At 68.6% G+C, this 18,286-nt stretch carries 16 protein-coding genes and 1 tRNA gene; 4 read left to right on the forward strand and 13 right to left on the reverse strand.

Features of this window, described 5'->3' with window-relative positions:
- The first annotated feature begins 17 nt into the window (after positions 1–17).
- Positions 18–2,240 (forward strand): M3 family metallopeptidase, encoded by a 2,223-nt coding sequence (locus tag FHR19_RS08100; RefSeq protein WP_184026782.1) that lies wholly within the window; start codon positions 18–20, stop codon positions 2,238–2,240.
- A gap of 45 nt (positions 2,241–2,285) precedes the next feature.
- Here FHR19_RS08100 and FHR19_RS08105 read toward each other — a convergent pair whose 3' ends face one another.
- From FHR19_RS08105 to FHR19_RS17670, 3 genes are all read right to left on the reverse strand, one after another.
- Positions 2,286–2,486, reverse strand: a complete 201-nt coding sequence (locus FHR19_RS08105) for a hypothetical protein (RefSeq protein WP_184026785.1) — start codon at positions 2,484–2,486, stop codon at positions 2,286–2,288.
- Positions 2,487–2,550: 64 nt separating this feature from the next.
- Positions 2,551–3,867 carry a glycoside hydrolase family 1 protein gene (locus tag FHR19_RS08110; RefSeq protein ID WP_246359400.1) on the reverse strand — a complete coding sequence of 439 codons (1,317 nt, stop codon included), beginning with the start codon at positions 3,865–3,867 and terminating at the stop codon, positions 2,551–2,553.
- Positions 3,864–6,278 (reverse strand): TonB-dependent receptor, encoded by a 2,415-nt coding sequence (locus tag FHR19_RS17670; RefSeq protein WP_246359401.1) that lies wholly within the window; start codon positions 6,276–6,278, stop codon positions 3,864–3,866. Before FHR19_RS17670 ends, FHR19_RS08110 begins: the two co-directional genes overlap by 4 nt.
- Positions 6,279–6,572: 294 nt before the next feature.
- Between FHR19_RS17670 and FHR19_RS08115 the strand changes: the two genes are divergently transcribed.
- Entirely contained in the window at positions 6,573–9,176 is a 2,604-nt protein-coding gene (locus FHR19_RS08115; RefSeq protein ID WP_246359402.1) for a glycoside hydrolase family 2 TIM barrel-domain containing protein, read from the forward strand.
- A 3-nt stretch (positions 9,177–9,179) separates the two neighbouring features.
- On the opposite strand, the gene FHR19_RS08120 is transcribed toward FHR19_RS08115, so the two are convergent.
- The 7 genes from FHR19_RS08120 to FHR19_RS08150 all read right to left on the reverse strand — a co-directional run bounded on the left by FHR19_RS08120 (position 9,180) and on the right by FHR19_RS08150 (position 13,696).
- Complete coding sequence (locus tag FHR19_RS08120) at positions 9,180–9,554, reverse strand: hypothetical protein (RefSeq protein WP_184026792.1); 375 nt, start codon at positions 9,552–9,554, stop codon at positions 9,180–9,182.
- 66 nt (positions 9,555–9,620) lie between these two features.
- Entirely contained in the window at positions 9,621–10,382 is a 762-nt protein-coding gene (locus FHR19_RS08125) for a hypothetical protein (protein WP_184026794.1), read from the reverse strand.
- A gap of 88 nt (positions 10,383–10,470) precedes the next feature.
- Positions 10,471–11,025, reverse strand: coding sequence for a putative antibiotic biosynthesis monooxygenase (locus FHR19_RS08130; RefSeq protein ID WP_184026797.1), 555 nt, complete (start codon positions 11,023–11,025; stop codon positions 10,471–10,473).
- Between the two features lie 72 nt (positions 11,026–11,097).
- Positions 11,098–11,421 carry a hypothetical protein gene (locus FHR19_RS08135; RefSeq protein ID WP_246359403.1) on the reverse strand — a complete coding sequence of 108 codons (324 nt, stop codon included), beginning with the start codon at positions 11,419–11,421 and terminating at the stop codon, positions 11,098–11,100.
- 25 nt (positions 11,422–11,446) lie between these two features.
- A tRNA-Glu gene (locus tag FHR19_RS08140) sits at positions 11,447–11,521 on the reverse strand.
- Between the two features lie 61 nt (positions 11,522–11,582).
- On the reverse strand, positions 11,583–13,343 hold the full coding sequence (recJ, locus tag FHR19_RS08145) for a single-stranded-DNA-specific exonuclease RecJ (RefSeq protein ID WP_184026799.1): 1,761 nt from the start codon (positions 13,341–13,343) through the stop codon (positions 11,583–11,585).
- Between the two features lie 95 nt (positions 13,344–13,438).
- Complete coding sequence (locus FHR19_RS08150) at positions 13,439–13,696, reverse strand: hypothetical protein (RefSeq protein WP_184026802.1); 258 nt, start codon at positions 13,694–13,696, stop codon at positions 13,439–13,441.
- Between the two features lie 240 nt (positions 13,697–13,936).
- Here FHR19_RS08150 and FHR19_RS08155 point away from each other — a divergent pair, with 240 nt between their 5' ends.
- Positions 13,937–14,263: a low molecular weight protein tyrosine phosphatase family protein gene (locus tag FHR19_RS08155; protein WP_184026804.1), complete on the forward strand. Its 327-nt coding sequence runs from the start codon at positions 13,937–13,939 to the stop codon at positions 14,261–14,263.
- 10 nt (positions 14,264–14,273) lie between these two features.
- Here the strand turns inward: FHR19_RS08155 and FHR19_RS08160 are convergent, their stop codons facing one another.
- The 3 genes from FHR19_RS08160 to FHR19_RS08170 form a co-directional block, all read right to left on the reverse strand.
- Complete coding sequence (locus FHR19_RS08160) at positions 14,274–14,960, reverse strand: prolyl hydroxylase family protein (protein WP_184026806.1); 687 nt, start codon at positions 14,958–14,960, stop codon at positions 14,274–14,276.
- An 82-nt stretch (positions 14,961–15,042) separates the two neighbouring features.
- Entirely contained in the window at positions 15,043–16,071 is a 1,029-nt protein-coding gene (locus tag FHR19_RS08165) for an RcnB family protein (RefSeq protein WP_184026808.1), read from the reverse strand.
- Between the two features lie 104 nt (positions 16,072–16,175).
- The gene (locus tag FHR19_RS08170) at positions 16,176–16,730 is read right to left on the reverse strand and encodes a (2Fe-2S)-binding protein (protein ID WP_184026810.1); all 555 of its coding nucleotides are present in this window, start codon (positions 16,728–16,730) and stop codon (positions 16,176–16,178) included.
- 96 nt (positions 16,731–16,826) lie between these two features.
- Between FHR19_RS08170 and leuC the strand changes: the two genes are divergently transcribed.
- A complete protein-coding gene (gene leuC / locus FHR19_RS08175; RefSeq protein WP_184026812.1) occupies positions 16,827–18,266 on the forward strand; it encodes a 3-isopropylmalate dehydratase large subunit in 1,440 nt (479 codons plus the stop codon).
- Positions 18,267–18,286 lie beyond the last annotated feature (20 nt).

The raw sequence follows: 18,286 nt of genomic DNA on the forward strand, positions 1-18,286 counted from the left end.
ACAGTGATGGAGTTCCCATGCGCGTTCTTGCCGCTACCGCCACGATCCTGCTGATGTCGACCTCTGCGCTTGCCCAGACCCCGCCCCGCGCGGCCGAAGCGCCATCGGGCCTGCCCGCCGCCAATCCCTTTGCACAGGCGAGCACGCTGCCGCTTCAGGCACCGCCCTTCGACCGGATCAAGAGCACCGATTACGGCCCCGCGCTGATCGCCGGCATGGCCGCGCAGCGCGCCGAGATCAACGCGATCACGCGCGCGCGCTCGGCGCCGACGTTCGACAACACGATCGCCGCGCTGGAGAAGTCGGGCCGGCTGTTGGAGCGTGCGGCGCTTGCCTTTTACGGCGTGGTCGGCGCGAACACCGACGACACGCTGCAAAAGACGCAGGCCGACCTCGCGCCCAAGTTCGCCGCGCATCAGGACGCGATCAACCTCGACCCCGCGCTGTTCGCGCGGGTGAAGACGCTCTACGACAAGCGCACGTCGCTGGGCCTGAACCCCGAGCAGCTTCAGGTGCTGACGCTCACCTACGACAACATGGTCCGTGCCGGTGCGAAGCTGTCGCCCGTCGACAAGGCGACGCTGAGCAAGTACAACGCCGAGCTGTCGACGCTCGAGACCGCGTTCCAGCAGAAGCTGCTGGCGGCAGCAAAAGCCGGTGCGCTGGTCGTCGACGACAAGGCCAAGCTCGCCGGCCTGTCAGAGGCGGAGATCGCCGCCGCCGCCGATGCGGCCAAGGCGCGCGGCCTGCCCGGCAAATATGTCCTGACGCTCCAGAACACGACGCAGCAGCCGGAACTCGCGACACTCAAGGACCGCGCGACGCGCGAGGCGCTGTTCAACGCCAGCTGGACGCGCGCGGTAAAGGGCGACGCCAACGATACCCGCGCGACGATCGCCGAGATCGCCGCACTGCGCGCGAAGAAGGCCAAGCTGCTCGGCTTCCCCACCTGGGCCGATTACGTCCTTCAGGACCAGATGGCGAAGAACCCGAAGACGGCGCTCGGCTTCATGCAGCAGCTCGGCACGCCGGTCGCCGCCGAACAGCGCCGCGAGGCCGCCGAGCTTCAGGCGCAGATCAAGGCGACGGGCGGCAATTTCCAGCTCAAGCCGTGGGACTGGGATTTCTATTCAGAGCAGGTGCGCAAGGCGAAGTACGACCTCAACCAGGACGAGCTGAAGCCCTATTTCGAGATCAACAAGGTGCTGACCGACGGCGTGTTCTACGCCGCCAACCAGCTCTACGGCCTCACCTTCAAGCGCCGTACCGACATTCCCGTCTATCACCCCGACGTGATGGTGTTCGAGGTGAACGAGGAGAATGGCGCGCCCGTCGGCCTCATGTATTTCGACTTCTGGAAGCGCGACAACAAGAATGGCGGCGCGTGGATGTCGAACTTCGTCAATCAGTCGAAGCTGATCGGGACGAAGCCTGTCATCTACAACGTCTCGAACTTCACGAAGCCGGCGGCGGGCCAGCCCGCGCTCATCAGCTTCGATGATGTGACGACGATGTTCCACGAGTTCGGCCACGCGCTGCACGGCCTGTTCGCGAACCAGACCTATCCGAGCGTGTCGGGCACCAACACCGCGCGCGACTTCGTCGAGTTCCCGTCGCAGTTCAACGAGCATTGGGCGCTCGATCCCAAGGTGCTGCCGCACTATGCCGTGAACTACAAGGACGGGTCGGTGATCCCGCAGGCGCTGGTCGACAAGATCAAGCGGGCGGGGACGTTCAACTCGGGCTATTCCTTCGGCGAGGCGCTGGCCGCGGCCGAGATGGACATGAGCTGGCACTCGCTTTCGGAAGCGGACGGCAAGCAGGACCCCGACGCGTTCGAGGCAAAGGCGCTGGCCGCCACCGGCCTCGACGTGACCGACGTGCCGCCGCGCTATCGGTCGAGCTATTTCCTCCACATCTGGGGCAATGGCTATTCGGCGGGTTATTACGCCTATAGCTGGACCAAGATGCTGAGCGCCAATGCGTTCAACTGGTTCGAGCAGCATGGCGGGATGACGCGCGCCAACGGCCAGCGCTTCCGCGACATGATCCTGTCGAAGGGGCATACGGAGGATTACGCGCCGATGTTCCGCGCCTTCAACGGTGCCGATCCTCAGGTCGGCCCGCTGCTCAAGGACCTCGGCCTCAACGCCGACGGCACGCGTATCGCCGCCGAGCCGGCGGGCGCAGCGGTCAGCGACGGGACGGCGCAGCCGGCGGCGGCGACACCCGCCAAGTAACGGAAGGACCCGCCCTGTCGCTTCGGCGGCGGGGCGGGTGTTTCCTCAGGCCTTTGGCGTCACCCAGACCGAGACGGGGACGACGACCTTGCCCGGCGCAGGCTTGCCCACGTCGACGCGGTCGGCCTTGACCAGTTCGCCGCTTTCGAGCGTGAAGGACGCCCAGGGCTTGGGCATCCGCCCGAACGACATCTTCTGGATGGGCTGGCCCGTGGTCGAGTTCATGATGGTCGCGATGATCGGCATGGCCGCCTGATATCCAGCCGCGGCCCCGCCTGTCCACCGCGCGGGCGCAGCAATCTGTGGGTAACTATCGCGGTGCGGGGCCTCGACCCTTCGATGCGCCTGCGAGCGCGCCGAAATGGCGGGCGCTCGGCTTCGGGGTGCGCCGAAAGGTCGCGCGGTCGACCGCGACGAGGCCGAATTTGGGGCGATAGCCGCTGTTCCACTCGAAATTGTCGAGCAGCGACCAGTGAATATAGCCGCGCACGTCGACCCCCTCCGCCATCGCTCCGCGCAGCGCCGACAGCGCGCGGTCGATATAGACGATGCGGCGGGCGTCGTCCTCGGTCGCGATGCCGTTCTCGGTGACGATGACGGGGCGGCCGGTCATCCGCGCGGCGAGCCGTACGGTGGCGCCCAGCGCCTCGGGCGAAAAGGTCATGCCCGTCTGCGTCGTTTCGGTACCCGGCGGCGGCGGCAGGTCGGCATCGGCACCGACCAGTGTGCGGCCATAGGTCTGGACGCCGATGAAGTCGTCGGCTCGGGCCGCCTCGAACCAGGGCTGATGTACCTCGGCGATCTTGGCCTTCACGCCGCTGTCGGGACCGCCGGGTTGTTCGTCGTTGAGCGCCAGGCTGAGCCCCACGGGCAGGTCGGGACGCACGCTTTTGATCGCTTCCCGCGCGCGGCGATGCGCCTCGAGCTGGACGGGCAGCGCGCGGCGGACGTCGAAGGTGGGGGTCGAGACGAAGCGGTCGGCACCGATCGCGCGGGCGGCGGCGGCATTGGCTGCAGCAAACCCTGGCGCCATCCGGCGATAAAACGGCATCCAGCGCAGCTGCGCGGCGATATTGGGTTCGTTGAATGTCAGCGCATGGCCGATCCCGTCACCCAGCGCGCGGGTGGCGGTTTCGCAGAAGCGCACGAACGCATCGACGTTCGCCATCTCCTCCCACCCGCCCGCCCCCGCGAACCAGCGCGGCACGGTGAAATGGGAATAAATGACGAAGGGGTGCAGACCCGCGGCATGGCAGGCGTCGATCATCCGGCGATAATGATCCAGTGCGGCGCGCGAAATCTCGCCGCGCTCGGGCTCGATCCGCGACCATTCGATGCCGAAGCGATAGGTGTTGAGCCCTATCGCCCGCACGATCGCGATATCCTCCGCATAGCGGTGATAGCTGTCGCACGCGTCGCCGGATGGCTCGGCAAAGGCACCGGGCTTCACATGTTCGGCGACCCAGCTGTCGCTGTTGACGTTGCCGCCCTCGACCTGATGCCCCGCCGTCGCCGCGCCCCACAGGAAGCCGGGGGGCGGCGCACGGCGCGGTGCCCGTGCCGACACGAGCGCCGGCAGCGCGGCCCCCGCCGCGGCGCCGGCCAGCAGCGCGCGGCGCGAGGTCAAAACGCGAAGCCCAGGTTGAGGCCGATCGTCCGCACCGAATCGAGCCCGAACTGCTGGAGATAGCTGAGCTTCGGCGTCGCCTGTCCACGGTTGTTGCGGGCGTTGGCGTCGCCCGAATCGATGCCGATCGCGGTCGGATAGATCTCGTTCGTGCAGTTCTTGCAGAACAACGCGACCCGAACGCCGCCCACCTTGGCACCGATGCTCGCCCCGAACACGTCCAGCCCGCCGACGCGGGTGCCCGGCGCCTGGTTGACGGTGTAGAAGATCGACGAGCGGTGATACCAGTCGCCCTGGACGAACGGGCGCACGCCGCCGCCGGCATCGAACTGATACAGGACTTCCAGCGAGGACGTGAACTCGGGCGCGGCGGGCAGCGTCAGGCCGGCGGCGTTGAAGGTCGATACCGTCGCCGAGCAACCGCGCGTCGCCTGCGTCGGATAGCATTGCGCGCCGGGGAAATCGTCGAACTTCGATCGCAGCGCAGAGGCCGAGCCGGTCAGCGTCAGCCCGGTGACGGGCGCCAGGATGACCGTCGCCTCGATCCCCTTGGACGTCACGCTGGCGGCATTCTGGACCTGGAACGACACCGTGGTCGGGTTGAACGACTGGACCTGGAAATTGTCGAACTTGGTGTGGAAGGCCGAGACGTTGACGGTCAGCAGCCGGTCGAGAAACGACGATTTTACGCCGATTTCCGCGGTCCTCGACGTCTCCTCGCGCACCACCACGTCGGCGGTCGCGGTCGGGAAGCCGTCGTTGAAGCCCGGTCCCTTGTAGCCGCGGCCGTAGAAGCCGTACGCCATGATCGTCGGCGTCGCCTGATACTGCGCGCCCAGCTTCCAGCTGAAATCGGTGTTGTCGTAGTCCGAGCTATAGCTGCCGCGCGGGCCGCCCAGCGCGCTGAAATAGTTGCGCTGGTTCTGCGTCAGGCGAAGATCGATTTCGTCACGGGTAACGCGCCCGCCGGCGATCACCTTGAGCGCGTCGGTCAGGTCGTAGGTGAGCTGGCCGAACGCGGCATAGCTTTGCGTGTTGAGGCGGTAGGTCGCGTCGCCGCCGATCTGTGCGACGTTGCTGACCGCGCAGACGGGCGGGCGCGCGCCCGGCACCGCGATCGCGCCGATGCAGAACGGATAGCCGCTCGCCGCGCCCCCGGTCAGATAGTTGTTGCCGCCGAGCTGACGCGCGATGTCGAGCACCGACTTGAAATAATAAAGGCCGACCTGGCCGCTCAGGCGGTTGCCCGCGGGCAGCGCGATGCGGAATTCGTTCGAATACTGGTCATAGTGCCCCTGGGTCGCATTCTGGCTGAACGCGTTCTGCGACAGATAGTCGGCATCGACCGACTGGTCCTGATCGTAGAAGCGCCATGCGAAAAGGTTGCTGATCTCGAACCCCGAGCCCAGCGTATAGGCGACGCGCGCCTGTGCGCCGCCGGTCGTGATGTCGCGGAACTGGTTGGCTTCGCCGCCGAACTTCAGATTGTCGGGCGCCGGGCGCAGCCCCTCGGCGGCGATGGCGGCGGTGCTGACGCTGGTCGGGTCGATCTGGCGATAGGTGTTGTCGAAGATGCCGGCGATGCCGTGGTTCTCGTTATAGTCGCCGATGACGTAGAGTTCGAGCGCGTCCGCCTGGAGCAGATACTTGCCCTTGATCGAATAGGTGCGCAGGTTGAGGTCGTGGCGCGTGCCGGGATTGGGGCGCCCGACATAGGTCGTCCCCGGTTCCTGATACGAATAGAGCCCGCTCACCCGCAGCGCCGAATTGGCCGACACCGGGATATTGACGGTTTCGCGTACGATGATGCTGGGCGCGTTGCGGTCGGCGCCGGGGGTTTCGCGCGCGGCGGCCTCGATATTCGTCACGCTCGAATATTCGCCGATCGCCGGCCGGGTGGTGACGATGTTGAGGAGGCCAGCCGAGGCGTTCTTGCCGAACAGGAGCCCTTGCGGTCCGTTCAGCACCTCGACCCGCTGAAGATCGTTGAGAAGCGGGCTGTTGAGGAGCGGGCGCCCGAGATTCACCTCGTCGATCGCCAGCGCGACGCTGCTGTCGATCGTCCCGGCGAAGCTGAGCGTGCCGACGCCGCGGACGGCGAAGGTGTTGTCGATGCCGACCTGCAGCGTCGGCGCGGCGCGCGCGACCTGGGTCAGGTCGTTGAGATTGCGGTTGGCGATCGTGTCGCCGCTGACCGCGGTCAGGCTGACCGGCACGCGCTGCAAGCTTTCGCTGCGACGCTGGGCGGTGACGATGATGTCGCCGGGCGCCGCCTCTTCCCCTTGCGCGGGGTCGGCTTGCTGGCCGTTCGGCGTCGCTGTCGAAGCGGCCTGATCGTTGCTCTGCGCAAGCGCCGCGGGCGCGTGGAAGATGGTGGCCGCCAGCAGCAGTGATGCAAAAGTCGTGCGCATGGCGCCCCTCCGTAATTTGCCTGATTGCAGGTCTCTAAGAGGCCTGACCAAGCCTCATGGCGGGGGCTTATCAACCGGCGTTGAATCGGCAAAACCAATTGAATTGATGGTGGATAATCGATTGGATTTGTAGATGGTCGTGCCGTAAGTGCATGCCAGTGCACAGAAGAGCCTGGGACATTTTGGGGTTGCTCGCCGTCGCAAACTGGCTTTACCAATATGGAAACATCGTCAGGCAGCCTGACTCGATCGGCAGAGGATAACCTGGAAATGCGCGCATCGACCCTTGCCATCATGGCCGCTGTGACGGCCACGCCCGCCGCCGCGCAGGACGTCCGTTCGACGCAGGTGCTGGGCGAGGGCTGGGTGTTCGCCAAGGGGGCCGAGGCACCGGCGACCGGCTCGTCCGACTGGGTGCGGGTTTCGGTCCCGCACAGCTGGAACCGCGTCGGTCACTATACCAACCCCGGCGTTCACCCGAACCGGCCGGAGACGCTCGACGACTATCAGGGGGTCGGCTGGTACCGATTGTCGTTCTCCGGCCCGCGCGACCTCGATCGAAAGCGCGTCTATCTTCAGTTCGACGCGGCCAGCCGCACGGCCGAGGTGTGGCTGAACGGCAAACGGCTGGGCAGCCACGCGGGCGGCTTTTCGCGCTTCCGCCTCGACGCTACCGCGGCGCTGAAGCCCGGTGCGGCGAACACGCTGCTGGTCAAGGTCGACAACACCGCGCCAGATGTGGGTACCGCGACTGCCGATGTGCTGCCGCTGGCGGGCGATTTCTTCGTCCATGGCGGGCTGTATCGGCCGGTCAGCCTGATCGTCACCGACGACGTGCATCTCGACCTGCTCGATCACGGCGGTAGCGGGGTCTATGCGACGACCCGCTCGATCGCCGGCGGGCGCGCGACGATCGACGTGACGTGGCGCGCGCGGAACGATGCGGCACGTCCGGTGCGGGTCGAGGCGATCGTCCGCCTGATCGATGCGGCCGGCGCGGTGAAGGCCGAGCAGCGCCGCTCGATGACGCTGGCAGGAGCGGCCGGCGGCGAGGCGTCGGCGACACTCGATGTGGCCGACCCGCACCTCTGGAACGGCGTCGCCGATCCCTATCTCCATCGCCTGTCGGTGGAGCTGGTCGCTTCCGGTGGCCGCGTCCTCGACCGGGTCGAGCAGTCGTTCGGCATCCGCGAGGTGAGGATCGATCCCGAGCGCGGGCTGTTGCTCAATCGCAAGCCGCTGCGCCTGCACGGCGTCGGCTATCACCAGGATCGCGAGGGCAAGGGCTGGGCGGTGAGCGAGGCCGACATCGCCGGCGACGTGGCGATCATGCGCGAGATGGGCGTGAACTCGATCCGGCTGACGCACTATCAGCATGGCCAGCCGATCCACGACCTGGCCGACCGCTATGGCCTGCTCGTCTGGGACGAGATTCCGCTGGTGTCGCGCTGGACGATGGGTGCCTCGACGACGGCGAGTGACGGGCTGCGCGCCGATGCTGCGCAGCAGATGCGCGAGCTGATCCGCCAGAACATGAACCACCCGTCGGTCGTCACCTGGGGCATCGCCAATGAGGTCGATTTCGGCAAGTCGATCCCGATCTTCATCACCAACAAGGACGGCCCCGCGCCCGACCCGATGCCGCTGCTCGCCGAACTGAACGGCATCGCCAAGGCGGAGGATCCAACGCGCCCGACCGCGATCGCGACCTGTTGCGAGGGGCGGCTGCTCGGCGATGCGGAGGTGCCGATCACCGCGGGTGCGGCGGACGTGAGCGGCGCGAACCGCTATTTCGGCTGGTATTATGGCGATCCCTCGGGGCTGGGACCGCATCTCGACGCGCTGCGCGCCGCTCGCCCGAACCAGCCGCTGTCGGTCACCGAATATGGCGCGGGCGGTGCGACCAGCATCCATACCGACAATGTGCTGGGCGGCGATGTCGACCAGCGCGGGCGCAACCAGCCCGAGGAGTATGAAAGCTACATCCACGAAACCGCCTGGGCGACGCTGTCGGGCAAGCCCTATCTGTGGGCGACGTGGCTGTGGAACTCGTTCGATTTCGCGACGACGCGGCGGCGCGAGGGCGATGCGATCGACATCAATACCAAGGGGCTGGTCACCTATGACCGCGCGATCCGCAAGGACGCCTGGTATTTCTACAAGGCGAACTGGTCGGACGCGCCGACGGTCCACATCAACGGTCGCCGCTATGTCGACCGCGCCTATCCGTTCGCCGACGTGCGGGTGTACAGCAATGCGCCCGAGACCGAGCTGATCGTCGGCGGCAAGTCGCTGGGCACGATGAAGGATTGCCCGCAGCGCATCTGCGTCTGGTCCAAGGTGGCGCTGGCGGACGGCGGCAACAGCGTCGTGGCGCGCGGCCGCTTCGCCGGCGGGGTGACCGAGGACCGGATCGAATGGCGCCTCTCGCCAGAGGCGGCACGGACGATCCGCATCGACAGCGGCGCGCTCGTCGCTGGAGCAAAGAGCTTCGGTTCGGACGATTTCTTCGACGGCGGGGAAGCGGGCGACGTGAACGCCTCGACCGGCTATGGCAAGCCGCCGCCGCCCAAGGTCGTGACCGGCACCGACGCGGCCCTCGTCGCGCAGACGTACCGCGAGGGCGACTTCGCCTATCGCGTGCCGCTGCCGCGGGGGCGCTACACAGTGACGCTGGCCTTTGCCGAACCGTCGCTGGAGTCGGGCAAGCGCCGCTTCGACGTGACCGCGAACGGGCGGCGCGTCATCACCGGTCTCGACGTCGCGAAGGAAGCGGGCGGCCCGCTCAAGGCGATCACCCGCCGCTTCATGGTGTCGGTGGGCAACGAGGGCCTCGACCTGCGCTTCGTCGGGCGGACGGGCAAGGCGATCGTCTCGGCCGTCGAGATCGCGCGCTGAGCGTCAGGGCAGGGGTCTGCGCGGCTCCTGCCCCGACAGAACCCAGGCGCGCGCTTCGTCATAGCTGTTCGCGATCCGCGTGAACGGCTGGTCGAAGATGCGCTGCAACTGCAACCGGACGAGCATCGAGCCTGCGACGACCGCCACCGCGCGGGCGTTCTTCATGCCGCCCAGATGCCCGCGCATCGCCGCGATCATGTCCTGCGCCTGCACCGGGCAGCGCGAGACGTCGATGATGAGCGCGTAGCTGCTCATTCGCTCGGCGGTGATGCGGGCGATCAGGTCGGCGACGAGCCGGTCGGCCTCGGCCGGCGACAGCATGCCTTCCATGTCCAGCCTGATCAGCGAATGCGTCCGGTCGACGACGATCTTGTACACCGGTCCCTCCTTCGGGCCGGTCATAGCGCGACAGGGTTGACGCTTCGCTAGCGCGGGCGGCGACAATCAGGCGTGGGCGCGCCGGTGACGGTCGAGCGCAGGGCGGACATGGTCGAGCGCGCCCAGCATCTCCGCGCGCCAGCCGCCCGGCTCGAGACGCCGGACCGCCGAATGCGCGGCGCAGACGATCCGCGTGTCCGCCCAGCGATCGGCCAGATCGCGCGCCCACGCGGCATATTCGTCCGCCGCGCCGCGTCGAGCCTGGAGCGCGCGGGCAAGCATCGGATGGAAGCGCAGGCGCGGCTCAGGCAGCACGGCCTTCAGGAGCGACGGCGGCGCCAGGACGTTGATCGTGTCGTCGACATGGACGATCCCGCTCGCCCGGTGGCGGACGACGACCGAGGCGACATGCACCTTGTCGTCCGGGCAGACGAAATCGACACCCGCCGGGATCGAGAAGTCGAGCGTGTCGGCGAACCCCGCCTGCGTCCCCGCATCCTCTATCACGCCCTCCGCCCAGGGCAGGTCCGGCGCCTGTCGCCGGTGCCGTGCGGTGCCGATCAGGGCTACGCCCGGCAGCAGCGCATGCATCGCGGCGCAGTGCAGCGTGTGGAACGGATGGACGTTGACGATCGCATCGATCGCCGCGCCATTGTCGGTCAGCGACATCAGCCGGGCGCGGTCCTCGCCTTCCAGATCATAGCTGTCGAGCACCAGGAACCGCCCGTCCGGCCGTCGCACCAGCGACAGGTGCGTGCCGACATTGACGACACCCGCGATGCGAAAGTCGCCGCGGAAGTTCCAGAAATCATCGTGCAACTGCGTCATCGCGGGGGCGGGGCCTTTCGGGGGAGCGGCACGCTGAACCCGGCGGCATCGCCCGCGGTTCCTGATCGCGGCTGCCGGGCCACCGCGCTCAGTTCGTCCGAAGCTTGCCGTCGCCGTCCTGCAACAGCCAGAAACGGCTCCACCGCTGGAGTCGCGGCAGGATGACCCACTGGAGCACCGCGGTCAGGATCAGCGACGACGGAAGCAACTGGAGCGCGGGGGGCAGGCCGGCGAGCAACCAGCGCATCACGCTGCTGATCGCGAGCAGGACGGGGAACACCGCGATCCAGGTGGTGACGAAACGCTTCCACCCGACCGCGGCGTTGTCGTTCGGCGCCTCGAACCGCACCGGATCGCCGGCCTGCATCTGATCCAGCCCGGCGGAGAAATCGTCCGCCGCCGCGGCAAGCGCGCGGAAGCGATCGCCTTCGCGCCACGCCCGTGCATCGGTCTCCCGCTCGAACCGGAAGACGAGGTGCTGGAGCCCCTGCGTCTGGCGTAGCTGGATCGCGCCGAGATAGCCGGCCGCGTCCCGCGCCGCGGCTTGAAGCTCGTCGGCCCAACGCTCGAACCGCGCCTCTGCGCCGGCCTGGATCGCGCGGCTGGCTATGACGGTTCCGGGCGGGGCATCTCGATCGGGCATGGCGCCAGAACTCGGCACCCCCGCAATCGGGTCCCGCCGCGGGCTAAGGGAAAAGGGCCATTGGCCGGGCGGTCACAGACCCGCCCGCTCGATCGCCGCGGTAATTTCCGGATCGATCGCTGCGCCCTGCTGCGCCGTGAGCCGGCCGAGCGCGGTCTGAACGCGCTTCTGTGCGACCTGGAGCGTCTTGTGCCGCACTTCGCGCAGCACATTCGTCCGCCGCGACGAACTCTCGCCAAGCAGCGCCGCCCATTTGGCCTCCTCGGCGGCGAGGATGGAGAGCGCAAGCCGCAGGCCGTCCCGCCGGCCATGGTCATAATCCTCCGACATCGATCTCCCCGGCTCTCGAAGCACCCGGCCGGTGCCGCTGGGTCGCAGATATGGGGAGATTGCCATCCATGCGCCACCGCTGGTTCGGCAGTGGTGACCCCTACGGGAATCGAACCCGTGCTTCAGCCGTGAAAGGGCCGCGTCCTAACCGCTAGACGAAGGGGCCGTGAGGCAGGCCGCGCGGATAGGGGAGGGCGGGGCGGCGGTCAAGCCCGTTTGGTGGGAAATCAGTCGGCCCAGGCTGCGTCCTCGACATGCAGTTCGGCGACGGCACGCCCGCTCCAGTCGTCGCGCTTCGCCCGGCCGGCCAGCCACAGGCGGCGATGCGGGGGCGCGCCGAGCAGGGCGGCGCCGAGATCGGTGTCCGCCATGCGGAAGGCCATCGCCTTGAGGCTGCGACCGTCCTCGCCCGCGACGATCGCGCGGACATGGCCGTTGCCGACGCGGTCGGCGCGGACGATGCGGACCGGACCGGCGGCGACGCGCGGGCTCGGCCAGCCCATGCCATAGGGGCCGCCCGCCTCCATCGCGTCGACGAGATCCGCCGACACGCCGCCGGGCGCGAGCACCGCGTCGAGCAGCAGCGCGCGATCCTCCCGCGCGCGGGCGACATTGCCGGCGAGTTTTTCCTCGAGAAACACAGCGAGCGCGGGGACGCCGCCCGGCGCGACGGTAACGCCAGCCGCCGCGGCATGACCGCCGCCCGCGACGATCAGCCCGGCTTCCTTGGCCGCCAGCACCGCGGCGCCGAGGTCGACCCCGGGGATCGAGCGGCCCGATCCCTTGCCCACGCCATCCTCGCCGATCGCGATGACGAGGCTGGGGCGGCCGAGGCGTTCCTTGAGTCGCCCGGCGACGATGCCGATGACGCCGGGGTGCCAGCCCTCGCCCGAAACGACGGCGACGCTGCAATCCTCGCGGGTCATGGCCTCTGCGGCAGCCTGGACCTCGCCCTCGATCGCGCGGCGTTCCTCGTTCAGGCGGTCGAGTTCCTCGGCGATCGCCCTCGCCTCGGCGGGGTCGCGGGTGGTGAGCAGGCGGACGCCGAGGTCGGCGCGCCCCACCCGCCCGCCTGCGTTTATGCGCGGTCCGAGCGCGAAGCCGAGGTCGGTACAGGTGGGCGCGCGGGTCAGCCGGGCGGCGTCGGCGAGCGCGGCGAGGCCAGGATTGGCGCGGCGGGCCATCACCTTCAGCCCCTGCGCCACGAACGCGCGGTTGAGGCCGCGCAGCGCCGCCACGTCGGCGACGGTGCCGAGGGCCACGAGGTCGAGCCGGTCGAGCAGTTTCGGCTCGGTTCGGCCCGCGAAGAAATTGCGCGCACGAAGCTCGCGGATCAGTGCGGCGGACAGCAGGAAAGCGACGCCAACCGCGGCGAGGTGGCCGTGCGCCGCCGCATCCTCGATCTCGTCGAGGCGGTTGGGATTCACCACTGCGTGCGCTTCGGGCAGCAGGCTGGTGCATTTATGATGGTCGACAACGACGACGTCGGTGCCGGCGGCGCGCGCACTCGCCAGCGCCTCGAACGCTTGCGCGCCGCAATCGACGGTGACGATCAGGCTCGCGCCCTCGTGCGCCAGCCGGCCGAGCGCGGCGACGGTGGGGCCGTAACCTTCCTTCATCCGGTCGGGGATATAGGCGCGTGCTTCCAATCCGAGGTCGCGCAGCACGAGGATCATGAGCGCTGCCGAGGTGGCGCCGTCGACGTCGTAATCGCCGAAGATCGCGACCTGCTCACCGGACTGTACCGCGTCGGCGAGGCGGCGGGCGGCGGTGTCCATGTCGCGAAAGATCGACGGGTCGGGCATGAACCCGCGGATCGAGGGGGTGCGGTGAAGCTCCAGCGCCTCGCGCGGGCAGCCGCGGGCGAGGAGCAGGCGCGTCACCAGGTCGTCGGCAACGAACCCGTCATCGATCGTGTCGCCCGACAGCCCGCGCCAATGCCATGGCTGGCCGAGGATCGAGCGGGACACATTGCAGACGGGGGACATTCCCCGCCGATTAGCGCGCCCGGCGCCGGTGGGCTAGAGGGGGTGGCTAGAGGGGCAGGGCCGGCGGGGTGATCGCCGGCCCTGCCGAACCGGCCTCACTTCGCGACCGGATCGACGCCCTGCTTGGCCACCCATTCGCCGCGCGTCTGGCAGACGGTGCGCGCGATGCGCGAGCCGGTGATCTCGACCTTGGCACAGACGCGGTTATCGGCGGGGGCGGTCGCGGCCTTGACGGGGGCGGCAGCGGCGGCGGTGACTTCCTCGGCGCTGGCGACACCGGCGCAGAAGGTGGTGCCGGCGACCAGGCTGAGGGCGGCGAAGGCGGTCGTGGTGGCGATCGAACGGATGGTCATGGTGCTTCTCCCTGCATGTTCAGGCTGTCTGCCTGGTTGCGGGATGCGTTGCAGCCAGCGTGCCAAGTTCGAAGAATGGCGGATTTCTGGGGATATTAAGAAGAGGCTAGGTGTGGCATCGCAATCTGCGCCTAGTGAGCCGCCATTCATTGGCGGATTTTGCGATGCGGGTCGTCCGGTATCGGCCGCCGGCGTTCGGAAGCGGACATTTGCGGGACTGGCGGGTAAAGACGACCGGTGATGAAGCGATATCTCTTCGTGTGCAGCCAGAACCGGCTGCGTAGCCCAACCGCCGAACAGATTTTCGCGCAGCGCCCCGGTGTCGAGGTCGCGTCGGCGGGCACGAACCAAGGTGCGGACGGACCGCTTACCGACGAGCTCGTCGAATGGGCGGATTGCATCGGCGTGATGGAGCGGGTGCACCGGACCAAGGTGCAGCGCGATTTTCGCCGCGCGCTGGGCGGGCGCAGGATGGTCTACCTCGATATCCCGGACGACTATGCGTTCATGTCGCCCGACCTGATTGCGCTCCTGGAAGCGCGGATGCGCCGGCACTGGCCGGATTGAGTCCGCCCGGTCAGTCCGCCGTCTTCAGCCAGCGGTTCTCGCGAAACCATTTGGTGAAGATGTATTTGGTGCCCGTCACCACTGCCATCCCCTCGTGCAGTGTCGCGTCGTTGGGGGCGCCGTCGGCGGCCATGTTGTTCCAGATCAACAGCATCCGCTTGCGCGGCGGGATGCGGATGCCGGCGAGCGGGAACCAGGTGGCGCCGCCCTCCTCGACTTCGTTCAGATAGGCCATCGCGGTCCAGGTGCGCTGGCCGCCCTGGCCCTGCATCGCCGCCCAATAGGGCTCGCTTTCGTGGAAATAATCGTGGTGCGCGCGGAATTGCTGGCTGGGGGCGTAGCGCTGGCCCTGCATCGTCTCGCCGTGCGCGGGCTCCAGGCCGAGCAGGTCGGCCACCCGCTCGTCGATCGGGCGGATGATCGGCGAATAGCGGTCCATGTCGCAGCTCTCGCTGGTGCGAAAGCCGGGCTCGGCCGATTGGCTGAGCAGGGTCGAGGGGCGGCGACCGGCGTCGATCACCTCGATCAGGACGGCGCATTCCTCGTCGGTGAGGAAGTCGAGACAGTAATAGACCTCAGCCTGCTCGATCGGCACGCGGGTGATGCGCGGATCGCCTTCCAGCCGCGCTGCGACAGAGCGGCCGATCGCGGCGCGGTGGGCAGAGGGGCGGCCGGGGGATTTCGCTGCGCTTGCCATGGCTTCCTCCTGCCGCGCGGGTCCGCAAAAGCCAAGGGGCCGGCGCGTCGCCGCACCGTCCCCCGGTTTCAGGTCGCCGCGATCACCAGAAGATGTCGTACTCGACGTCGACCACTTCGCCGGTCTCCAGATCGACGAGCAGCGCGTCGTTGTAATAGCGCACCCAGCGATACGGGCCGTACGCGTCGGGCAGGCGATAGTTGTACGGATCGTCGATCCAGTAATCTTGCCCGAACAGGATGCTGCTCAGCGTGAAGCCGATCCCGAACCGGCGATACCCGCCATAATAGCCCTGCGGCGCGTAATAGCGGGGCAGGCGATAGACGTTGCGGTTCGTCTGGCGATAACCGCGCCAATCGTAGCGGCGGTCGCGCCGCCAGTCGCGGTTCCAGTCGCGCCGGTCATATCCGCCGCGGTCGTTCCAGCCATCGCGATCGCGCCCGACGCGCCAGTCGTTGCCGCCGTTCCAGCGCTGGTCGCGCTCGTTCCACTGGCCCCCGTTCCGGCGGTCGAACCGATCGTCGTCGCGGCGACGATCCCGCTCGATCCGGTCGCGGCGCTCGTTGAAATAGCGGTCGCGCTCGGCCGCGGCGCCGGGGCGCTGCCAGTTGCCGTCCGGGCGCTGTCCGCCCACGCCCGGCCGCTGCCAGTCGCCGCGCGGGCGATCGGGCCGCTGGAACCCGCCGTCCGGGCGCTGACCCTCCGGCCGCTGGAAACCGCCGCCCTGCGGACGGTCGGGACGCTGCCACCCACCCTCGGGACGGGGCCGGTCGGGTCGCTGGAAATCGCCGCCCTGCGGACGGTCCGGGCGCTGGAAGCCACCCCCCCGCGGGCGATCGGGGCGCTGCCAGCCGCCGGTCTGGCCCTCGGGCCGCTGAAAACCGCCGCGGCGGAAATCGCCGCCCTCGGCGCGCGGGGGCGGGGCGGGGCGCTCGGCGCGGGCGCCGATCGACACGCCGCTGTCGCGTGCGGCCTCGGCACGGGCCGCGGCGCGCGAGCCGGCGTCCATGCTGCGCCCGGGCCGTCCGCGACCCTCTTCTTCCTGTGCAAAGGCGGCCGCCGGCAACATCGCCGTGGCGGTGGCAAGCGCGAGCATCCACTTACGCTTCATCGTAATCCCTCCAGCGGCATCCCGAAGAGCCGGGGATCGCCGCATGCCACACGAACTATGCCAGACGGGTTGAGCCGTTCCTGAATTGCGTTGACAGCAAATTGTCAGCTTCTCGGAAGCCGTTTCGGGGCGGCGAGCGCGGGCACGTCCTTCGCCGCGTCGCGCGCGTCGATATCGGGGGAGGCGACGGGGGCGACCGTCTCGTCCCCGCGCTCGATCGCGGCGGCGCGGCGGACCGCCTCGACCAGCCGCGGCTGAATGCCGCAGCGGCAATGATGCGACATGGCGCGGCGGATCGCCGCCTCGTCGGGGTCGCGCACCTCCCGGATCAGCACCGCGGCGGCCATGACGAGGCCAGGGATGCAATAGCCGCATTGCGAGACGTTGCCGGCGAGGAACGCCTGCTGCACCGGATGGTCCCGATCGCGCGCCAGCCCCTCGATCGTCGTGACGAAGCTGCCCTCCACCGACGCGATCGTGACGGCGCACGACCGCACCGCGCGCCCGTCGATATCGACGGTGCAGGCGCCGCATTCGCCGTTCGAGCAGGCGATCTTGGTGCCGGTGAGGTTCGAGGCGTCGCGCAGCGCCACCGCCAGCGGCGTTTCGGGCGACAACGCGTACTGGATCGGCTGATTGTTGACGGTCAGACGGGTCATGAAGCGGCTCTAGCGCAGCCGCACCGGCCCCGAAAGTGCGACATAAAGTTGCTTGGCGGCTTGCGATCTGGCAGCAAAGAGTTAAACGCGCCCGCCATGGCCAGCAATCCGCGCACGCTTTACGAAAAGATCTGGGCCGACCATGTGGTCGAGCGCCGGGACGACGGCACCTGCCTCATCTATATCGACCGCCACCTCGTTCATGAGGTGACCAGCCCGCAGGCGTTCGCCGGGCTTCGCGCCGCCGGGCGCCCGGTGCGCCGGCCCGAGCTGACGCTGGCGGTCCCCGACCACAACCTGCCGACGACCGCGCGCGTCGACGCGGCGGGCCACCGCCTGCCGATCGCCGATCCAGACAGCGCCCAGCAGCTCGAGATGCTCGAGCGCAACACCGCCGAATTCGGCATCCGTTATATCGGCGCGACCGATGCGGCACAGGGCATCGTTCATGTCGTGGGGCCGGAACAGGGCTTCACGCTGCCCGGCACGACGCTCGTCTGCGGCGACAGCCACACGTCCGCACACGGGGCTCTCGGCGCGCTCGCCTTTGGCATCGGGACGAGCGAGGTCGAGCATGTGCTCGCCACGCAGACGCTGCTGCTCCAGCAGTCCAAGACGATGGAAGTCCGCGTCGACGGGACGCTCGGCTTCGGCGTCAGCGCCAAGGACGTGATCCTCGCGATCATCGGCCGCATCGGCGCGGCCGGGGGCACGGGCCATGTCATCGAATATACCGGCGAAGTGATCCGCGCGCTCTCGGTCGAGGGGCGCCTCACCATCAGCAACATGTCGATCGAGGGCGGCGCGCGCGCCGGCCTGATCGCGCCGGACGAGACGACCTTTGCCTATCTCAAGGGCCGGCCGATGGCGCCGGCGGGCGAGGATTGGGAGCGGGCGGTCGCCTATTGGAGGACGCTGCCGACCGATCCGGGCGCGACCTATGACAAGCGCGTGGTGCTGGACGGCAGCGCGATCGCGCCGTCGCTGACCTGGGGGACGAGCCCCGAGGACGTGGTGCCGATCACCGGCGCGGTGCCCGAGCCGGAAAGCTTCGCCGACCCGTCGAAGCAGGCAGCGGCGCGCAAGTCGCTCGATTATATGGGCCTGACGCCGGGCACGCGGATGCAGGACGTCGGCATCGAGCACGTCTTCATCGGCAGCTGCACCAACAGCCGGATCGAGGACCTGCGCGCCGCGGCGAAGGTGGTCGAGGGACGCCGCGTCGCCGACCGGATCAGACAGGCCCTGGTCGTGCCCGGCTCCGGCCTCGTCAAGCGGCAGGCGGAGGCCGAGGGGCTCGACCGCATCTTTACCGAGGCGGGGTTCGAGTGGCGCGAGCCGGGCTGCTCGATGTGCCTGGCCATGAATCCCGACAAGGTGCCGGCGGGCGAACGTTGTGCTTCCACTTCGAATCGGAATTTCGTAGGGCGTCAGGGACCGGGCGCGCGCACGCACCTGGTCTCGCCCGCGATGGCGGCGGCGGCGGCGGTCACGGGGCGCTTGACCGACGTGCGTGAGCTGGTCGCGGGGTCATGAGGGCCGGCAACCATGCCGGG

Origin of the sequence: Sphingomonas yantingensis, assembly GCF_014199325.1 — a bacterium.
GTDB classification, from domain to species: Bacteria; Pseudomonadota; Alphaproteobacteria; order Sphingomonadales; family Sphingomonadaceae; genus Sphingomonas; species Sphingomonas yantingensis.

Excerpts from the sequence above, each read along its gene's own strand:
- FHR19_RS08100 (WP_184026782.1), top strand. The coding sequence starts at position 18 with ATGCGCGTTCTTGCCGCTACCGCCACGATCCTGCTGATGTCGACCTCT.
- FHR19_RS08105 (WP_184026785.1), bottom strand. The coding sequence starts at position 2,486 with ATGCCGATCATCGCGACCATCATGAACTCGACCACGGGCCAGCCCATC.
- FHR19_RS17670 (WP_246359401.1), bottom strand. The coding sequence starts at position 6,278 with ATGCGCACGACTTTTGCATCACTGCTGCTGGCGGCCACCATCTTCCAC.
- FHR19_RS08115 (WP_246359402.1), top strand. The coding sequence starts at position 6,573 with ATGGCCGCTGTGACGGCCACGCCCGCCGCCGCGCAGGACGTCCGTTCG.
- FHR19_RS08125 (WP_184026794.1), bottom strand. The coding sequence starts at position 10,382 with ATGACGCAGTTGCACGATGATTTCTGGAACTTCCGCGGCGACTTTCGC.
- FHR19_RS08130 (WP_184026797.1), bottom strand. The coding sequence starts at position 11,025 with ATGCCCGATCGAGATGCCCCGCCCGGAACCGTCATAGCCAGCCGCGCG.
- FHR19_RS08135 (WP_246359403.1), bottom strand. The coding sequence starts at position 11,421 with ATGGCAATCTCCCCATATCTGCGACCCAGCGGCACCGGCCGGGTGCTT.
- recJ (WP_184026799.1), bottom strand. The coding sequence starts at position 13,343 with ATGTCCCCCGTCTGCAATGTGTCCCGCTCGATCCTCGGCCAGCCATGG.
- FHR19_RS08150 (WP_184026802.1), bottom strand. The coding sequence starts at position 13,696 with ATGACCATCCGTTCGATCGCCACCACGACCGCCTTCGCCGCCCTCAGC.
- FHR19_RS08155 (WP_184026804.1), top strand. The coding sequence starts at position 13,937 with ATGAAGCGATATCTCTTCGTGTGCAGCCAGAACCGGCTGCGTAGCCCA.
- FHR19_RS08160 (WP_184026806.1), bottom strand. The coding sequence starts at position 14,960 with ATGGCAAGCGCAGCGAAATCCCCCGGCCGCCCCTCTGCCCACCGCGCC.
- FHR19_RS08165 (WP_184026808.1), bottom strand. The coding sequence starts at position 16,071 with ATGAAGCGTAAGTGGATGCTCGCGCTTGCCACCGCCACGGCGATGTTG.
- FHR19_RS08170 (WP_184026810.1), bottom strand. The coding sequence starts at position 16,730 with ATGACCCGTCTGACCGTCAACAATCAGCCGATCCAGTACGCGTTGTCG.
- leuC (WP_184026812.1), top strand. The coding sequence starts at position 16,827 with ATGGCCAGCAATCCGCGCACGCTTTACGAAAAGATCTGGGCCGACCAT.